Below are 17,207 nucleotides of genomic sequence, written 5' to 3'. Positions count from 1 at the left end.
CTAACTAAACACCATACGTAAGGCGATGATCACCAACAGTAAAGCGAAGATTTTTTTTATGTGTGATACCGGTAAAAAATGGGTAGCGCGAGCGCCAAAGGGCGCGGTAAACCAAGAGGTAACGACGATCCCCGCAAGCGCAGGTAAGTACACAAAGCCTAAAAAGCCGTCACTGATACTCTTCACTTGCCACCCCGAGGCAATGTAACCCAAGCAGCCGAACAGCGCAATGGCAATACCGCTAACAGCAGCACAACCTATGGCCTTTTTCATATCCACTGAGAAATAGTTCAACAGCGGCACTATAAGTGCCCCACCGCCAATGCCGATCAGTCCTGATATTGCTCCTAGGATGGAGGTCGACCCAGCAACAACGACACCAGAGGGCATACTGCGCGTGCTCGTTGCCTTTTGCGTGGAGTAAATCATGCGCAAGGCGATGAACATCACACACACTGCGAAAATTGTCTTGAGGCCTTGCTGAGGGATATAGCTGGCCATAAAACCACTTATCAGCGCCCCAGTAGAAACGCCTACAAGAACCCAGGGAGCAACTTCCCAAGGAACATTCTGATTTCTGTGGTGCGCCAACGCGGATGAGGTCGACGTGAATAGGATGGAAGCCAATGAAGTAGCAATAGCAATCACCAGCACATGTTCGACATCCGTTACGTGAAAATGAACTAACAAAGCGCTAAGAGCGGGAACAATAAGCAGGCCGCCACCGATACCAAGCAAGCCAGCAAGAAATCCAACGATGCTACCAAGTAGTGTGCACAGTACAAATAGCCAAATTAGATCTGCCATCAAAGTTACTTATTCCGTTTTTTTATATGACTAATATATCAGGTTATAAGTGGAATTTCATATTCATTCATAAGGAACTGTGCTGTTTTTTGCCTAGTTTGAGATGACCGCAATTGAGGCTTGTGTTCGGAGTCACAGCTATGAGACTTCACTCTCGTTATGACTATACAATAACTGCCCTAAATCGTTCTCCAACATAAAATCACGTACTAAACGATGGACTTGTTTAGCACTGCTGGCTAATAAGCACTGCTTCAGTAAACATTGGCACGCTAGCACCCCTACTCGGCGTATCACCCACTTTACTTTATGCAAGGAGCTAAAGTTCATACTCAAACTGTCAAAGCCCATTCCTATAAGCAAAATAGCCCCTTCTGGTTCGCTTGCGAGTTCTCCACAAAGACTGAACGGGAAATTCGCTTGCTGGCATTGCTCGGCAATACTGTTGAGCGCCCGCAGCACTGCGGGGTGATAAGGGTCAAATAGGTTCGCAACGCGGGAATTCGCTCTATCCACAGCCAACAGATATTGAGTGAGGTCATTGCTACCCACTGAACAGAAATCAACTTTGCCAGCAAATTCTTTGAGTAGATAGATGCTAGATGGCACTTCAATCATTACGCCAACAAGCGGCTTATCGATGTAACTAAATTCTTTAGGGTTGTCTTGTTGCAACTCAAAGTACGCGCGTTCAAGCAATGATAACGATTCATCAACCTCACCAAGCTCACTGATCATAGGAAGCAGGATACGCAAGTTTCCTAACCCCGAATTCGCCTTGATCATGGCTTTGAGCTGATCCAAGAATAGCTCTGGATGATCCAAGCTGACGCGAATACCGCGCCAACCTAAAAATGGATTTTCTTCTTCTATGTCGAAATAATCGAGCGCTTTATCACCACCAATATCCAGGGTGCGCATGGTTACTGGGGCTGGGTGATAGCTACTTAAAACCTGACGATACCACTGCTCTTGCTCGTGTTGTGACGGGAATGTGCCCTTTTGCATAAACCATGACTCAGTGCGGTACAGACCCACGCCATCACAATAACGAGCGCTATCCAACTCACTGTGAGGATCTAGCCCTGCGTTAAGCATGAGGTCGACCATAAAGCCATCAGGTGTCGTTGAAGGCAAGTGATATTCTGATTCAAATTGGTCGTGTAACTTGGCATCACGATGCTGTAACTTGGCATATTCTTGCTTGAGCGCTTCACTCGGGCTCAAATACACCCGCCCTGCATAGGCATCTATGATCAATTCTTTATTATCAAATTGCAGCAGTGGAATATCGTTAATACCCCAAATGGTGGGGATATTCATGGCCTTGGTAAGAATTGATGCATGCGAATTGGCTGCACCATGTACACTCACAACCCCTTTTAAGCGCTCTTTAGGTACTTGAGCAAGCATAGCTGGCGTCATGGTGTGTGCCACCAAAATTGTATTCTCTGGATAAGGCTTGGTTGCTTTTTCGGTGTTTAATAAGTGGTGCAATACGCGTAAGCCAATGTCTTTCACATCAACTGCGCGCTCTTTGATATACGGGTCTTGCATCGCATTAAACTGCTGCACCAAACGCTCTATTACACGTTTCAATGCACTCTTTGCACACCAACCGTCGGCAATTTCTATTTCAACATCACGGCCTAAACTACGTGCATCAAGTAATTGGAGATACACTTCAAACACCGCAACCGCTTCGCTCGGCAAATGCCCTTGCATAGACACCGCCAAGGTACTGAATTCTTTCCTAGTTGCCGAAACGGCTTGCAAGAATAGATCTTTCTGTTTGATCTTATCAGGCTCTTTACGCATTTCGACCGATGAGAAGTCAACTTTTGGCAACACCACATAAGCATCACCAATGGCGATTCCTGCAGAACCAGAAATACCCTTAAGCATGGTGGAGCGATGACTTAAATCATCTTGATTCAATAAGGTTTGAATTTGCGCATCAGCCAGCTGTGGTGCCAATTGTGCAGAGAGCGTGATTAAAAACGACTCTTCATCTTCACTGAATACACGGGCTGCACTTTGCTGCACCACAATAACGCCAAGCACCCGTTTTTGGTGAACAACGGGCACAGATAGAAAAGCATTGTACTGCTCTTCTTTAACTAAATCTGAGGTAATGAATCGTGGATGAGATTTTGCGTAAGCAAGGTTTATCGGTTCTTCGCGCTGCGCTACCAAACCGACCAAACCTTCGGTGAAACCAACTCTAAATTGACCAACAGCCGCGGGATTTAGACCATCGGTGGCCATTAGAACAAAATTATCGCGGCTATAATCTGCAAAGTAGATTGAGCAGCATTCTGTTTTCATTGCCTTTTTGACTTGGCTTACAAACACCATAAGCGCACTTTCCAAACTCGGCTGCTGAGCAACTTGCTCGACAATTGTGCGCATGGTGGCAAGCATATTTTGTACTCTCCCTATCGGCGGTTACGCCACTGCCCCTGTTGCGATGGTTCTTTGCGATTAAATGGCATCGCTAAGGGAGCAAATTCTTTCATCACCCGGCGGTATACATCGCGCTTAAATGCGACAACCTGACGCACCGGATACCAATAACTAACCCAACGCCAATCATCAAATTCAGGATGATGTGTTTTGAGTAAGTTTACATCCTCATCTTTGCATTTTAGCTTAAGTAAGAACCACTTTTGCTTTTGTCCTATACAAACCGGTGTCGAATCGCGACGAATCAACCGCTTCGGTAACTTATATCGTAACCAGTGACGAGAACTTGCAATAATTTCTACATCTTCCGGCAACAAGCCCACTTCTTCGTGTAACTCGCGGTACATGGTTTGCTCGGGTGTTTCACCATCATCCACACCACCTTGTGGAAACTGCCACGAATGCTGTCCGAAGCGACGAGCCCAAAATACCTGCCCTTGATTATTACAAATTACAATTCCGACATTGGCACGAAAACCCTCGGCATCAATCACCTTAGTGCCTCTTTTGTAAGTCGATTTTTATCGATTGTTCCACAATCACCCATTTACAGCAAATAATATTCGAATTTAACACCAAGTTACTCACAACTTGTGCATAAGTTTTGTAATTTGCGGATAAAATTGAAACAAATCCACAATCAAGCTTGCAAAAACTTACTTTCTCCACAGATTCTGTGGATAAATTTGTTTATACATCTGTATTTTGTGGATTAAAACAACAGGTTTTGTAACACCCCACTTTAAAAAATTAAAAATAATCTTTATTTTTCAGAAAGTTAAAATATTAAAGCACGATTTTAGACGTACAAAAAACACTCCATTTATTTTTGTTCAAAATAACAGCACTGGGAATCCTGCTGTTCTTTGTTACAATCTCGTTGTTATTCAGCTCATTAGATTTCTATGACTACTCCACCTAAAACGCTAGCGCAGCTACTCGATCGCGTAAACGCCATTGCCGGTATGAATTTGGGCGATGTGGCCCTAGAACACGGCTTTAAAACGCCTGAACACCTGCTAAGAGAAAAAGGGTGGGGGGGCCAATTACTTGAGCATGTCTTGGGTGCCAGCGCAGGCTCTCTACCAGAACCTGACTTTATGGAATTGGGAATTGAATTAAAAACATTGCCGATCTCCAACAACGGTACGCCATTGGAAACCACCTTCATTAGTGTTGCTCCATTGACCGATGTGACAGGGCTGACATTTGAACAAAGTTCGGTCTACAAAAAGCTAAGACACGTATTGTGGCTACCCATTTTAGCAGAACGAGATATCGCCCCTGTGGACCGGGTCATTGGTAGTGGCTTCTTATGGCAGCCCAACAATGCACAATTCGCACAGCTAAAGCGTGATTGGGAAGAGTTAATCGATATGATTGCTCTTGGGCAAATAGAACAAGTAAACGGGCACTATGGTGAAGTGCTACAATTACGCCCGAAAGCCGCGAACAGTAAGGTACTTACTGATGCAATTGGTAAAAATGGTGAGCGAATTCAAACACTACCCAGAGGCTTTTATTTGAAAACCCAATTCACTCGGCAAATTTTGGCCCAACAATTTGCTCCCTAGTAGGGACTAGTATGGGCCGACTGTCCGTCTGAGTTCGTGATAATGCTGATGAAGGTATTCACACGCTAGTTTGCTGTCATGTTGCGCGATGATGATATGAAGAAGTACAAATGATATTACGCTCATTGCTAATCCAGCTTCAACGGCAAATATCGCTCCGCATAGCACTGCGGGCACCATCATTAACATAATAAGTGACAAACGCATTAAGCGATCCACGGGATGCTTTCTGCGAAACCCTTTAAATGCCGCTTCTACCAACACATTCCTTTGCTGTGTACTAAGCTCATCAAGCTCTTTGCACCCATAAAAATACAACCAGTACATACCGTTATCCCCTATCCATAGAGTCAGATTGTTCATACAACAACCTAAATTAATACATAAAGTTAACTATATGAACAAATTGTTAATTATCAAGTCATATTCGATGAACTTACAATTAATCACTGGTAACTGACATTTTTTTTATTTATAACGGGTCTTCCACTCAACACTCGCGTGTTGGGTGCTTCAGTTTTTAAAGGAGAATTATAATGAGTTTCAGGATTTCAGTAGCGGCACTCTCTACAGTGCTTTTATTTGGTTGTGCATCGCAGTCGTCAGAAGAACAAGTAGCAAGCAACGAAGATGGTATGTTTTGCGAAATGACTAAACCAACCGGTTCTAACATTCCTAAGCGCGTATGCTTAACAGCAGAGCAAAAAGCGCAACAGGAGAAAGCTGGCCAAGACTATGTTAACCAACAACGCAATCGTGCGACTACCAGCAGCATGAACTAGGTGTTATCTAGTCGAAAAAAAACCGCGGATAAACCGCGGTTTTTTATTGCCTAGTAATTATGTGAATTACTGACCTTTGATTTCTGAGCGACCTTTGTAAAGCGCTTTGTCACCTAGTTGCTGTTCGATACGAAGCAACTGGTTGTACTTAGCAACACGGTCTGAACGACAAAGAGAACCTGTCTTAATTTGACCTGCCGCAGTACCTACCGCTAAATCCGCAATAGTTGCATCTTCTGTCTCACCGCTACGGTGTGAAATAACAGCAGTAAAACCAGCGTCTTTTGCCATCTTGATTGCATCAAGTGTCTCAGACAGTGAACCAATTTGGTTGAACTTGATAAGAATCGAGTTACCGATTTTTTCATCGATACCACGCTTCAAGATCTTAGTGTTTGTTACGAACAAGTCGTCACCCACTAGCTGTACTTTATCGCCAATCTTGTCTGTTAGGATTTTCCAACCAGCCCAGTCACTTTCGTCTAGACCGTCTTCAATTGAAACGATTGGGTAACGTGCAGCAAGATCTGCCAAGAAGTCAGCAAAACCAGCTGAATCAAATGCTTTGCCTTCGCCTTTAAGGTCATATTTACCATCGTGGTAAAATTCAGAAGATGCACAGTCAAGTGCCAGCGTTACGTCTTTGTTTAATTCGTAACCTGCAGCCGCAACCGCCTCAGCGATCACTTCTAGCGCTTCTTCGTTAGACTTAAGATCCGGTGCAAAACCACCTTCATCACCTACTGCAGTGTTAAGACCACGTGCACTCAGTACTTTCTTCAAGCTATGGAAGATTTCCGCACCCATGCGCAGTGCTTCACGGAAGCTAGGAGCACCTACAGGCTGAACCATGAACTCTTGGATATCAACATTGTTATCCGCGTGCTCACCACCGTTAATGATGTTCATCATAGGCACAGGCATAGAGTACTCGCCTGGTGTACCATTGATATCAGCGATGTGTTCGAATAGCTCAACACCTTTGAATTGTGCAGCCGCTTTAGCGTTCGCTAGTGACACAGCTAGGATAGCGTTTGCACCTAGTTTTTCTTTGTTCTCAGTGCCATCAAGCTCAAGCATGATGTTATCGATAGCACGCTGTTCCAGTGCGTTTTGACCTTTAAGCGCTGTTGCAATTTCGTCATTTACATAACCAACTGCTTTAAGTACGCCTTTACCTAGGTAACGGCTCTTGTCGCCATCACGAAGCTCTAGTGCTTCACGCGTACCAGTTGATGCGCCTGAAGGAGCACAAGCGCGACCCCAAGCACCGTTCGCCAAGTGAACTTCGGCTTCAACAGTTGGGTTGCCGCGTGAGTCCATAACTTCACGGCCAATCACTTTAACAATTTCTGACATCTCGATTGATTCCTCTTGTCCCAAGTGTAAAAACGAAAAAGCCGTGCGAGGGCACGGCTTTTTTCAATCAATTACGAAGATTGCTTCTGGAAGCTGTGTGCAGCTGCCACAAACCCTTCGAATAGTGGGTGACCATCACGCGGTGTCGACGTGAATTCCGGGTGGAATTGCGCCGCAATAAACCAAGGATGATCTTTGTTTTCAATGATTTCCACCAGCTTTTTATCTTCTGAGAGACCGGTGAATGCTAGACCCGCTTGCTCAAGCTTCTCAACGTAGTTGTTGTTCACTTCATAGCGGTGGCGGTGACGCTCAACGATTTGATCACTGCCATACACCTCACGTACTTTTGAACCTTCTTTCAAGTGACACAGCTGCGCACCTAAACGCATTGTGCCACCTAAATCTGATGCTTCATCACGTACTTCAACGTTTCCGTCTTTGTCCAACCACTCAGTGATTAAACCGACAACCGGGTGCGCTGAGTTAGCGTCGAATTCTGTCGAATTCGCACCTTCAAGACCCGCAACGTTACGTGCATACTCGATCAGTGCTACTTGCATACCTAAACAAATACCTAGGTAAGGAACCTTGTTTTCACGGGCATACTGAGCAGCTAAAATTTTACCTTCAACACCACGGCCGCCGAAGCCACCTGGTACTAAGATTGCGTCTAAGTCTTTAAGTAAATCCACGCCTTTGCTTTCAATGTCCTGTGAATCAACGTACTGAATATTCACAGTTAAGCGGTTTTTCAAACCAGCATGCTTTAGCGCTTCGTTTACTGATTTGTATGCGTCTGGTAGTTCAATGTACTTACCAACCATACCAATCGTTACTTCACCAGTAGGGTTCGACTCTTGGTAAAGTACTTGTTCCCATTCTGCTAGGTCTGCTTCTGGGCAGTCTAAATAGAAACGACGACAAATGATGTTGTCTAAGTCCTGCGACTTAAGCAATGCAGGGATCTTGTAAATGCTGTCTACGTCTTGTAGGGAAATAACTGCTTTTTCTTCAACGTTGGTGAACAAAGCAATTTTCGCACGCTCATTTGCAGGTAGTTTACATGCAGAGCGACATACCAAGATGTCTGGCTGAATACCAATTGAGCGAAGTTCTTTCACTGAGTGTTGCGTAGGCTTTGTTTTCACTTCACCTGCAGGGCCTAAGAACGGCACAAGAGTCAAGTGCATAAACAAGGCACGCTCACGACCGATTTCAGTACCTAGCTGACGAATTGCTTCTAGGAATGGTTGTGACTCGATGTCACCTACTGTACCGCCGATTTCAACGATCGCGATATCATGGCCTTCTGCACCTTCAACAACACGACGTTTAATGTCGTTTGTGATGTGTGGGATAACCTGAATAGTTGCACCAAGATATTCACCACGACGCTCGCGACGAAGAACGTCCTCGTATACACGACCTTGAGTGAAGTTGTTGCGGCTGGTCATCTTAGTGCGAATGAAACGCTCATAGTGACCAAGGTCAAGGTCCGTCTCTGCACCGTCTTCGGTAACGAACACTTCACCGTGTTGAATTGGGCTCATTGTGCCCGGATCAACGTTGATATAAGGATCCAGCTTTAAGATTGTGACTTTCAAGCCACGTGCTTCTAAGATCGCTGCCAATGATGCAGCAGCAATACCTTTACCCAACGAGGAAACCACCCCGCCCGTAACGAAGATAAATTTTGTACTCATGCGAACCCTAAGATATCAGGAAATGGATTAAATATAGAATCAAGACGGGGCGATAGTATAGCAAAGCTGCCGATTCCAATCCAGTTAAAATTCGCTCTTTGAGTGTGAGTTATTCGCGCGATTTAACCGCTTGCCAGGCAGCTTCCATTTGTTCAAGATTTGCGCTACTAAGTGTTTGACCTTGGTCGCTTAAATACGATTCGACTTGATTAAAGCGATGACTAAATTTGCGGTTAGCTTGGCGTAGAAGTTGTTCTGGGTCTCTGTTTAAATGACGCGCAACATTCACAGTTGCGAAAAGTAAGTCGCCAATTTCCTCGGCGCAGTGCTCACTTGTTGGGTCATGTTCAATGGCTTCACACACCTCATCTATCTCTTCGCGAACTTTATCCAACGCACCTTCAACACTTGGCCAATCAAAGCCAACGCTGGCAACGCGCTTTTGAATCTTATTGGCCGCACTCAACGCGGGTAAATTAGTCGGTATATCTGCTAATAATTGCTCAGGACCGTTTTCCTGACGAGCCTGTTCCTGCCGAGCCTGATACTTACGTGTTTCCCAATTGTCGTTAACCTTCTGACCAGCAAAAATATGCGGATGACGTTCTTTGAGTTTCGTATTTAGATTCTCTACCACATCGTTGAAATCAAAAAGCTGATCTTCTTTGGCCAACTGACTGTAAAAAATCACCTGGAATAACAAGTCACCCAACTCGGATTTAAGTTCATCTAATGCGCCACGTTCAATGGTGTCTGCGACTTCATAGGCTTCTTCAATTGTGTGCGGCACAATGGTGTCGTAGCGCTGGGCTAAATCCCATTCACAACCGGATTGTGGGCAGCGCAATGTTGCCATTATCGCTTGCAGCTCAGTAATAGCGTTGTGACTCATCCGCCCGCACCTACGCGAGAAGCATCGTACACACCTTCGATTTGCATTAACTTAGTAAGCAGTCGATTGGTGGTGCTCAAATCTGACACTGAAATTTTCATATTGAAAATCGCCAGCTGCTTGTCGTCTATGGTGTTGACATTCATGCTCATGACGTTGACCTTTTCATTGGCAAGCACTGAGCTGATATCACGAATTAACCCCTGGCGGTCTGTTGCTTCCACTTTAATCGACAGTGCAAACTCACTACTGGTTTTAGCCGACCAACTTACTTCAACAATGCGCTCTGGATGGCGTTCTTGCAGCGTTGAAAATTGTTCACAATCGCTGCGGTGCACTGCAATTCCCCGACCTTGAGTGATATAACCACAAATAGAATCACCGGGCACAGGTTCACAACACCCTGCCATATGGCTCATAAGTGAGCCCACACCATCCACGACGATGCCATTCTTATCACCCTTTGCACTGCGACTCGGTTGTTTGAACTTTATTTGTGGCTCAGGTTCGCCTTTGTTTTGCACAAAATTGAGCAGCTGATTCAAGCGCACATCACCAGCGCCAATTGCCACCAGCAGATCGTCGAGACTCGTGAAATTAAAACGGACTATTGCAGGCTCAAGCTCTTTATAGGTGATATCCAGTTTTTGTAATTCGTTATCGAGGATATCTTTACCTGCTTGCAGATTTTTATCTCGATCAAGTTGCTTAAACCAATGATGTATTTTGGCGCGAGCACGCGAAGAGCGAATATAGCCCAATGAAGGGTTCAGCCAATCTCGACTCGGATTCGGTTCTTTTTGCGTTAGAATTTCAACTTGATCGCCGGTTTGCAATTGGTACGTGAACGGCACAATTTTACCGAACACTTTTGCGCCGATGCAGCGATGACCCACATTTGAGTGTATGTAATAGGCAAAATCCAATGGCGTTGCACCAAAGGGCAAGTCAAAAATGTCGCCGCGTGGAGTAAATACATACACACGGTCTTCAACGACTTGATTTTTCAGCTCATCAGCAAGGTCAGTGCCATCCACCACTTCTTCTTGCCATTGAAGTATCTTTTGCAGCCAACTGATTTTTTGCTCATACCCCGAGTCACGGCCGCCTAGGGCCCCCTCTTTTATACATCCAATGAGCCGCGACACCGAGCTCTGCATCTTCATGCATTTCTTGGGTGCGAATTTGAATCTCTACAGTTTTACCTTCGGGACCAAACACAACCGTGTGGATTGACTGGTAGCCATTCGGTTTTGGCGTTGCCACATAATCATCAAATTCTTTGGGGAGATGACGCCAACTAGTATGTACTATGCCAAGTGCCGCATAACAGTCCTGAATGCGTTCAACCACAATGCGCATCGCGCGAATATCAAAAAGCTGATCGAACTCGTAGTTCTTTTTAGTCATCTTTTTGTAAATGCTGTAGATGTGCTTAGGACGGCCGTACACTTCGCCTTTAATACCCGCTTCATCGAGCTTAGATTGTACTTGCTCGACTAAATCGCTCATGTACGCTTCGCGGTCTAGACGCTTCTCTTCTAATAGTTTAGCGATTCGTTTATAGGTATCCGGATGAAGATAACGAAACGCAAAGTCCTCCAACTCCCACTTGAGTTGGCCAATTCCCAATCTGTTGGCCAATGGCGCAAAAATATTGGTGGTTTCTTTGGCGGCAATAACGCGCTCTTCTTCCTCTGCGTTTTTAACTTCACGTAAATAACAGACTTGCTGAGCGAGTTTAATAACCACCGCACGCACATCTTCAACCATGGCCAAAAGCATACGACGGATTTTATCCACTTGGACTTGGCCGCTCGATGCATGTGCTAACGTACTAATAGTCGCCATCTGCTCTACACCGACGAGCAGTAGGCCTACTTCTTTGTTGAATTTGTCACTGACATCGGCAATGACAACATGCTGAGCCAAAAAGTAGGGCGTGAGGTAGGCTGTGGCTAAGGAAATCGCATCCAAATTAAGCTGCGCAAGAATCTCCACCATCTCAAGCGCAAGCCTGTCATTCTCAGCACAACGTGCGTCACCACAAAAATCAGCAGCTGCTTTGACGAGGGAATATTTATCGTCGCTCATGCCAAGCTGCTTCAACGCAGTGTCAAAGTTGTCAATGTGGGTGCGGTGCGATTGTCTAGTTGCCACCATGGCGGACTCTACCCCCGTTCAAATAAAGCCATTGTTTCTATATGGCCGGTATGAGGAAACATGTTCATTATCCCTAACTTGTTGAGCGTAAACCCGGCCGCAAGTATCGTTTTGCTGTCTCTAGCCAGAGTAACGGGATCGCACGACACGTACAAGACGCGTTTGAACTGTTTGAGTGGTAATTGCGCAAGTATTGCATCCGCACCCATTCTCGACGGGTCAAGAATGAGTACATCGAATGATTTATCGAACCACTTAGCTTTATAAAGTGGCTCGGTTAAATCAAAACAGTGAAATTCACAATTGTTCAAGTCATTGTTCTCAGCATTCTGCTTGGCATATTTAACCGCTGATTCAACGCCTTCAACACCAACAACGCGCTGCGCTGTCGTGCCTGCTAACAAAGAAAAGTTGCCGACCCCGCAAAACAAGTCGAGAACTTGATGGTGTTGTTCAAGTGCCAGCCACTGCATTGCTTGATGCAGCATTTTGTCGTTTACTTCAGCATTGACCTGAATAAAGTTGTCCAAGCCAAAATTGAGCGTTAAATTGTTCTCGAGCTGATAACTTGCATGAGGTAAGGCCTGTTCGGTGTCTTCTTGCCATACCAATGTCCAGTCATGCGCCTGAGCTGCATTGGCAATAGCGTCTTTAACTGGTTCAGGTATCGCTTTAGTGTGGCGAACAACCACAAAGTTCTGTTGTTGCGCTGCCACCAGCTGCAGATGTGTAACACTGCGTAATGCTCGATGTTGGCTAATTTGCTCACGGAAAAATGCAAAGACACGGTTATAGCCATCATCTAGGACTGGGCACGTATCTATGTTGATGATGCGTTTAGAGCCTTTTTGTCTAAAACCTACTTTCAATCCCTGGTTTTTGTCATCATACACACTCACACGGGCACTGCGGCGATAATGCCACGGCTGACTATCGATAGCACCCTGCCAAGGTAGTTCAGCTAACCCACTGAACTTTGTGAATAATGCACTGACAGCGTGTTGTTTCGCAACCAGTTGCTCAGATGACTCCAAATGCTGCAACGTACAGCCACCGCATCGTTCATAGTGCTCACATAAAGGCTCAACGCGATGTGCGCTGGGCGTGATAACTTTTGTGCACTGTGCCTCGGCGTACTGCTTTTTATCGCTTTGGGTGACTGCTTTAACGTGCTCACCAGCAAGTGCACCGTTTACAAAAATAACTTTACCGTTACTTTTCGCGACGCCACGGCCATGGTGGTCCAAGCTCTCAATATGAAGCTCTTGGCTTTGATTTTTCACTTTTTTCTTTGTTGGCTTATAAAAGTTCGCCATTGCTTGCCCTAATTCATTGCTAAAGGTCGGTGTAAGCGATAACCTAAACTTAACACAGACTTTTTAATTTGTTTGATTATGAACCGACTAGGCCTTCGGGATTCTGTACTAATCCTGACATTGGTGCCTACTGTGGTGATTGGTCTATTGCTTGGTGGTTATTTTACTATAAATCGCTACCTTGAGTTGGATGAATTTCTCATCGAACAAGGCAATACCATCATCGAGCCGTTAAGCATTGCCATAGAAAAGCCCTTAGCTGAAAACGATTTAGCCACGCTCGAGCGAATAGCGAGGCATATTCATAATGCCCATTCTCCGTTGATAAAATCCGTAGCAGTGTTTGACACGAGCGATACTCTACTCGTAACGAGCAATCGCCATCGTAATTTTGAGCAACTGATGAATGTGCCAATTGAGGCTCATCAAAGCTTAAACAAGGTGATCCGTAAAGGTGACTTCTTAATATTCTACCAAGGTATTTTGGACCCTAACGCTTCAAGCCTCTTACCATTTAGTACCAATGGTACGGTGATGATTCAATTTAATCGCCAAGGTGCGGTCGTTGAACAACAAAAAGCAATTTTGATCAGTGCTGCGGTAATTTTACTTGCTATTGGATTTGCAGTTGTTATCTCTATCAGACTAAGCCGGTTGATCACGCAACCCATGCGACGACTAGTGCATGCCACCAACGAAGTTGCTCATGGGCAGGAACCGCAGAATATTATTCAACCAATGCAAGGTGAACTCGAGCAACTGCGTCAGGGCTTGATTCACATCACGGAGCACATGGCGCAAGAAAAAGATGAAATGCAGCGCCATATTGACCAAGCGACTGCTGATTATCAAGAAACACTCGAGCAGTACGAAACGCAGAATATTCAGCTCAACATTGCCAAGCGAGAAGCGCTCGCGGCAAACCAAGTCAAATCTGACTTCTTGGCAAAAATGAGTCACGAGTTACGCACCCCACTCAATGGCGTAATCGGTTTTGCGCGCCAGCTTTATAAAACACCTTTGAACAAGAGCCAAAAAGACTACCTTGATACCATTGAGGCATCCGCGAATAGCCTGCTCATTATTATCAGTGATATCCTCGATTTCTCTAAGCTCGAGGCTGGCGCCATGGAACTGGAAAATATTCAATTCCAATTGCGTGATGCAGTTAATGAAGTCCTGACTTTACTTGCACCCGGTGCACATGAAAAGCACCTGGAATTGTCGATTCATGTGAATCCGAAAGTGCCCGAGCACTTAATGGGTGATCCTACCCGCTTCAAGCAAATCCTCACTAATCTCGTCAGCAACGCCATTAAGTTTACCGAAAAAGGCGAAGTAACCATTGATATCAGTAGCCGTCTGTTAGCCGATGAGCGCACGTCTTTGCTTATTTCAGTAAAAGACACAGGTGTGGGTATTGCAATGGATAAGCAAGACGCTTTATTCACACCTTTTGGCCAAGCCGATTCAAGTATTACCCGCAAGTTTGGCGGCACGGGTCTAGGGCTCATCATTACTAAGCACCTCGTTGAAGCTATGGGCGGACGTATTACGCTTAATAGCGCCCCTGGTAAGGGCACCTGCTTCACATTTAACGCTGTGTTCAAAGTCCCAGATCATCACTTCCAGAGTGAGCTTCCTTGTGCATCTCTCGTGAACAAACGCGTGTTGTATTTCGAGCAAAGTGAGCACAGTTACATGGCCACCACCAGCATACTTAATAGTTGGGGTGTGCACTTCACAGGTTGTCGAGACCTAGAAGAATTTGAAGAAGCATTGTCCAATGATTTTGGCTTTGATATCTGCATCATTGGTGACCCAGGCGGCGTTGAGTCGATGTCGTTATTAAAACAACTGATCACCTCTGTGCGCAAACACAGCGACTACCTATATCTGTTATTGAACACAGTTTCACACAATATGCGTGAAGCACTCATTGGTAGTGGTGCCGACGGTTGTTTAAGCAAGCCTGTTAACCACCGCAAATTCTGTGAAATGTTGGCTGCGCCGTATCGATTGGACCACCCAACGATTCATACCCAAGACAGCAAAACAACTAAGCTGCCAATTAAAGCATTGGTTGTCGATGACAACGACGCTAACTTGAAGCTAATTTGCGCTCTACTAGAAGACCGCTTGGAAAATATTGATACCGCGCACAATGGTGCACAAGCTGTTGAAGTGTGCAAAAGCTATCAATACGATTTAATTTTCATGGATATACAGATGCCCATTATGGATGGCATAACGGCATGTAAACTCATTAAAGAATCATCTATCAATGAAGATACCCCGATCATAGCGGTGACAGCACACGCATTAGCTGGCGAGAAAGAGCAACTCAAAGAAGTAGGGTTCGCGAGTTACCTCACAAAGCCGTTGGATGAAGACATGCTGGGTGAAGTGCTAATGCAACACGCTGCAAGTCAAAAGCAGTGGCGTGAACGCAGTAATGGCAAATCTACGGTTGTTGAGCCTCCTTTTGAAAGCACATGCTTAAACTGGGAACTGGCGTTGCAACGTGCTGGCGGTAAGGAAGAATTAGCACATGAGATGCTCAACATGCTTTTGTTAAGTATTCCAGAAACGCTTAGTTTGGTAGAAGAAGCGATGGAAGCAAACGCGCATGAACGACTTCTCTCTATTATTCACAAGTTCCACGGCGCATGCTGCTATACCGGTGTACCGAAACTGAAAAAGCTCGCGGAGTTAATAGAGACGGCCATGAAGGAACAAGCCAGTATCAATGATATTGAGCCTGAACTGCTCGAACTTCAAGATGAACTAAGAAACCTGATGGATGATGCTGGGTTAGAGAAAAATAATTCTTTCTGAGCCGACACCATTGATACAAGGAATTAGTATGCAGAGCAGTAAAGATGGCACCTTACCAGCTGATGTAGACGTTTGCATAGTCAGAGTTACTAAATAGCATGCCTCAAAATCGCTCTCAATTCCTACCTCGGGGCTTCTCAGCCCCTCGTACTCACAGCACTGCTCTCTTTCATTTTCGTGTGTTGGAAGAAGGTGTGGAAGCTGAGGATTATGAAGCCGTGATGTCAAGTCAGAAGCGCTTACAGGGCATCTTTGGTCCAGATTCAACATGGCCGGCAATTTCCATGACACGAGCACAAAATGCGCAAAGCCTAAAAGAGCACCGATACGAATTTGAGCACTCTCTCGCGTTTGCATACAGTGTATTTGATGCGCAGCAGACTCGCTGCTTAGGCTCAATTTATATTGACCCAAGTAGAGCCAAGAGTTTTGATTGTGAAGTGTACTTGTGGATACGTGATGACAGCGTTGAGGGCGATGATGACTTGTACTGCGCTGTTCGAGAATGGCTGTCGACACGCTGGCCATTCAAGCATGTTGCATACCCTGGACGTTCTATTTCTTGGCCTGATTGGCAAACACAATTAGCGCTTCGAGCATGAGTGTTTCGTCATTCGAACATGAACTCTACTTCGAATTACCTCGACGTTGCTCACAATTACGCACAATAGCTCGTTTCTGTTCATTGGTTGACGCCGACCAGTCCAAAATCTCATCTAACGTTCGAAAACACCCAACACATACATCATCTGGATTAAGGCAGCATTGATCAATACACGGGCTTTTAACCGTTTGCTCTGTCTTAATATCGATTCGCTTACTGCCTGTCATTTCTCACCCCTTTAGCGTACAGTTGCATCATACCCCCGCTTGATGCGAGTGAAAACATTACTCCTGGCTAGGAAGGAAAATTTAAGGATATAACTATATGTTTGGCAGTAAGGCGGCAATACGTAAATATCAGCAAACCCTCCCTCAAGCTTTATCCGAACGATATGGCCGCGCTAAACAGTACACCAAAGGACAAATTGATACCACCATCAATGAATTGAACCTAAACAGCAAACACATCGTCTATGCGTATGTACTTTATTGTGATATCAATGAGTTAGAACCAGCAATGTTCGATGACTATGAGCTAGAGCAGATGCATACAACTATCGCCTCCGCGCTAAAGGGAAGCATCTTTGCCAAAGCAATGAATTCGGTGCTATTGAAAGCAGGCTTGAGCGGAGGAGGTTTCGGTGATGGCGGCTCTGGCGGAGGTGAGTGAACGATACCAATTATGGCTGCGCGGAGTTTTG

Annotated in this window: 14 protein-coding genes and 1 pseudogene; 5 read left to right on the top strand and 10 right to left on the bottom strand. The window is 45.2% G+C overall.

Annotated elements, in window-relative coordinates; all coding sequences use genetic code 11:
• The 3 genes from ACH19P_RS05870 to rppH all read right to left on the bottom strand — a co-directional run bounded on the left by ACH19P_RS05870 (position 1) and on the right by rppH (position 3,767).
• Positions 1-807, bottom strand: a complete 807-nt coding sequence (locus ACH19P_RS05870) for a sulfite exporter TauE/SafE family protein (RefSeq protein WP_462157587.1) — start codon at positions 805-807, stop codon at positions 1-3.
• Between the two features lie 138 nt (positions 808-945).
• Positions 946-3,231: a phosphoenolpyruvate--protein phosphotransferase gene (gene ptsP, locus ACH19P_RS05865; protein WP_462157586.1), complete on the bottom strand. Its 2,286-nt coding sequence runs from the start codon at positions 3,229-3,231 to the stop codon at positions 946-948.
• 14 nt (positions 3,232-3,245) lie between these two features.
• Positions 3,246-3,767, bottom strand: coding sequence for an RNA pyrophosphohydrolase (gene rppH / locus ACH19P_RS05860; RefSeq protein ID WP_462157585.1), 522 nt, complete (start codon positions 3,765-3,767; stop codon positions 3,246-3,248).
• A 411-nt stretch (positions 3,768-4,178) separates the two neighbouring features.
• Here rppH and mutH point away from each other — a divergent pair, with 411 nt between their 5' ends.
• Positions 4,179-4,847 (top strand): DNA mismatch repair endonuclease MutH, encoded by a 669-nt coding sequence (gene mutH / locus ACH19P_RS05855; RefSeq protein ID WP_462157584.1) that lies wholly within the window; start codon positions 4,179-4,181, stop codon positions 4,845-4,847.
• Between the two features lie 6 nt (positions 4,848-4,853).
• On the opposite strand, the gene ACH19P_RS05850 is transcribed toward mutH, so the two are convergent.
• Positions 4,854-5,210 carry a hypothetical protein gene (locus ACH19P_RS05850; RefSeq protein WP_462157583.1) on the bottom strand — a complete coding sequence of 119 codons (357 nt, stop codon included), beginning with the start codon at positions 5,208-5,210 and terminating at the stop codon, positions 4,854-4,856.
• A 173-nt stretch (positions 5,211-5,383) separates the two neighbouring features.
• On the opposite strand from ACH19P_RS05850, the gene ACH19P_RS05845 reads away from it, so the two are divergent.
• A complete protein-coding gene (locus tag ACH19P_RS05845; RefSeq protein WP_462157582.1) occupies positions 5,384-5,629 on the top strand; it encodes a hypothetical protein in 246 nt (81 codons plus the stop codon).
• A gap of 66 nt (positions 5,630-5,695) precedes the next feature.
• On the opposite strand, the gene eno is transcribed toward ACH19P_RS05845, so the two are convergent.
• From eno to rlmD, 5 genes and pseudogenes are all read right to left on the bottom strand, one after another.
• Entirely contained in the window at positions 5,696-6,988 is a 1,293-nt protein-coding gene (gene eno, locus ACH19P_RS05840; protein WP_462157581.1) for a phosphopyruvate hydratase, read from the bottom strand.
• A gap of 71 nt (positions 6,989-7,059) precedes the next feature.
• Positions 7,060-8,694 (bottom strand): CTP synthase, encoded by a 1,635-nt coding sequence (locus ACH19P_RS05835; protein WP_462157580.1) that lies wholly within the window; start codon positions 8,692-8,694, stop codon positions 7,060-7,062.
• 109 nt (positions 8,695-8,803) lie between these two features.
• Entirely contained in the window at positions 8,804-9,586 is a 783-nt protein-coding gene (gene mazG / locus ACH19P_RS05830) for a nucleoside triphosphate pyrophosphohydrolase (RefSeq protein WP_462157579.1), read from the bottom strand.
• Positions 9,583-11,749 (bottom strand): annotated as a pseudogene (relA, locus tag ACH19P_RS05825) (GTP diphosphokinase). The gene mazG and the pseudogene relA overlap by 4 nt, the downstream one beginning before the upstream one ends.
• A gap of 8 nt (positions 11,750-11,757) precedes the next feature.
• A complete protein-coding gene (gene rlmD, locus ACH19P_RS05820) occupies positions 11,758-13,065 on the bottom strand; it encodes a 23S rRNA (uracil(1939)-C(5))-methyltransferase RlmD (RefSeq protein WP_462157578.1) in 1,308 nt (435 codons plus the stop codon).
• Between the two features lie 78 nt (positions 13,066-13,143).
• Here rlmD and barA point away from each other — a divergent pair, with 78 nt between their 5' ends.
• Positions 13,144-15,903, top strand: coding sequence for a two-component sensor histidine kinase BarA (gene barA, locus ACH19P_RS05815; protein WP_462157577.1), 2,760 nt, complete (start codon positions 13,144-13,146; stop codon positions 15,901-15,903).
• A gap of 194 nt (positions 15,904-16,097) precedes the next feature.
• Positions 16,098-16,505, top strand: a complete 408-nt coding sequence (locus tag ACH19P_RS05810; protein WP_462157576.1) for a hypothetical protein — start codon at positions 16,098-16,100, stop codon at positions 16,503-16,505.
• Positions 16,506-16,530: 25 nt separating this feature from the next.
• On the opposite strand, the gene ACH19P_RS05805 is transcribed toward ACH19P_RS05810, so the two are convergent.
• Entirely contained in the window at positions 16,531-16,734 is a 204-nt protein-coding gene (locus tag ACH19P_RS05805) for a DUF1289 domain-containing protein (protein WP_462157575.1), read from the bottom strand.
• 97 nt (positions 16,735-16,831) lie between these two features.
• Between ACH19P_RS05805 and ACH19P_RS05800 the strand changes: the two genes are divergently transcribed.
• Complete coding sequence (locus ACH19P_RS05800) at positions 16,832-17,176, top strand: DUF6559 family protein (RefSeq protein ID WP_462157573.1); 345 nt, start codon at positions 16,832-16,834, stop codon at positions 17,174-17,176.
• Positions 17,177-17,207: the final 31 nt, after the last annotated feature.

This window comes from Pseudoalteromonas sp. GB56 (assembly GCF_054923835.1).
This window is presented reverse-complemented; position numbering and strand designations above follow the sequence as displayed.

Bases quoted from the DNA above. Each gene is read 5' to 3' on its own strand.
- rlmD (WP_462157578.1), bottom strand. From the start codon at position 13,065: ATGGCGAACTTTTATAAGCCAACAAAGAAAAAAGTGAAAAATCAAAGC.
- ACH19P_RS05870 (WP_462157587.1), bottom strand. From the start codon at position 807: ATGGCAGATCTAATTTGGCTATTTGTACTGTGCACACTACTTGGTAGC.
- ACH19P_RS05845 (WP_462157582.1), top strand. From the start codon at position 5,384: ATGAGTTTCAGGATTTCAGTAGCGGCACTCTCTACAGTGCTTTTATTT.
- mazG (WP_462157579.1), bottom strand. From the start codon at position 9,586: ATGAGTCACAACGCTATTACTGAGCTGCAAGCGATAATGGCAACATTG.
- ptsP (WP_462157586.1), bottom strand. From the start codon at position 3,231: ATGCTTGCCACCATGCGCACAATTGTCGAGCAAGTTGCTCAGCAGCCG.
- ACH19P_RS05850 (WP_462157583.1), bottom strand. From the start codon at position 5,210: ATGAACAATCTGACTCTATGGATAGGGGATAACGGTATGTACTGGTTG.
- mutH (WP_462157584.1), top strand. From the start codon at position 4,179: ATGACTACTCCACCTAAAACGCTAGCGCAGCTACTCGATCGCGTAAAC.
- eno (WP_462157581.1), bottom strand. From the start codon at position 6,988: ATGTCAGAAATTGTTAAAGTGATTGGCCGTGAAGTTATGGACTCACGC.
- ACH19P_RS05835 (WP_462157580.1), bottom strand. From the start codon at position 8,694: ATGAGTACAAAATTTATCTTCGTTACGGGCGGGGTGGTTTCCTCGTTG.
- ACH19P_RS05800 (WP_462157573.1), top strand. From the start codon at position 16,832: ATGTTTGGCAGTAAGGCGGCAATACGTAAATATCAGCAAACCCTCCCT.
- ACH19P_RS05805 (WP_462157575.1), bottom strand. From the start codon at position 16,734: ATGACAGGCAGTAAGCGAATCGATATTAAGACAGAGCAAACGGTTAAA.
- barA (WP_462157577.1), top strand. From the start codon at position 13,144: ATGAACCGACTAGGCCTTCGGGATTCTGTACTAATCCTGACATTGGTG.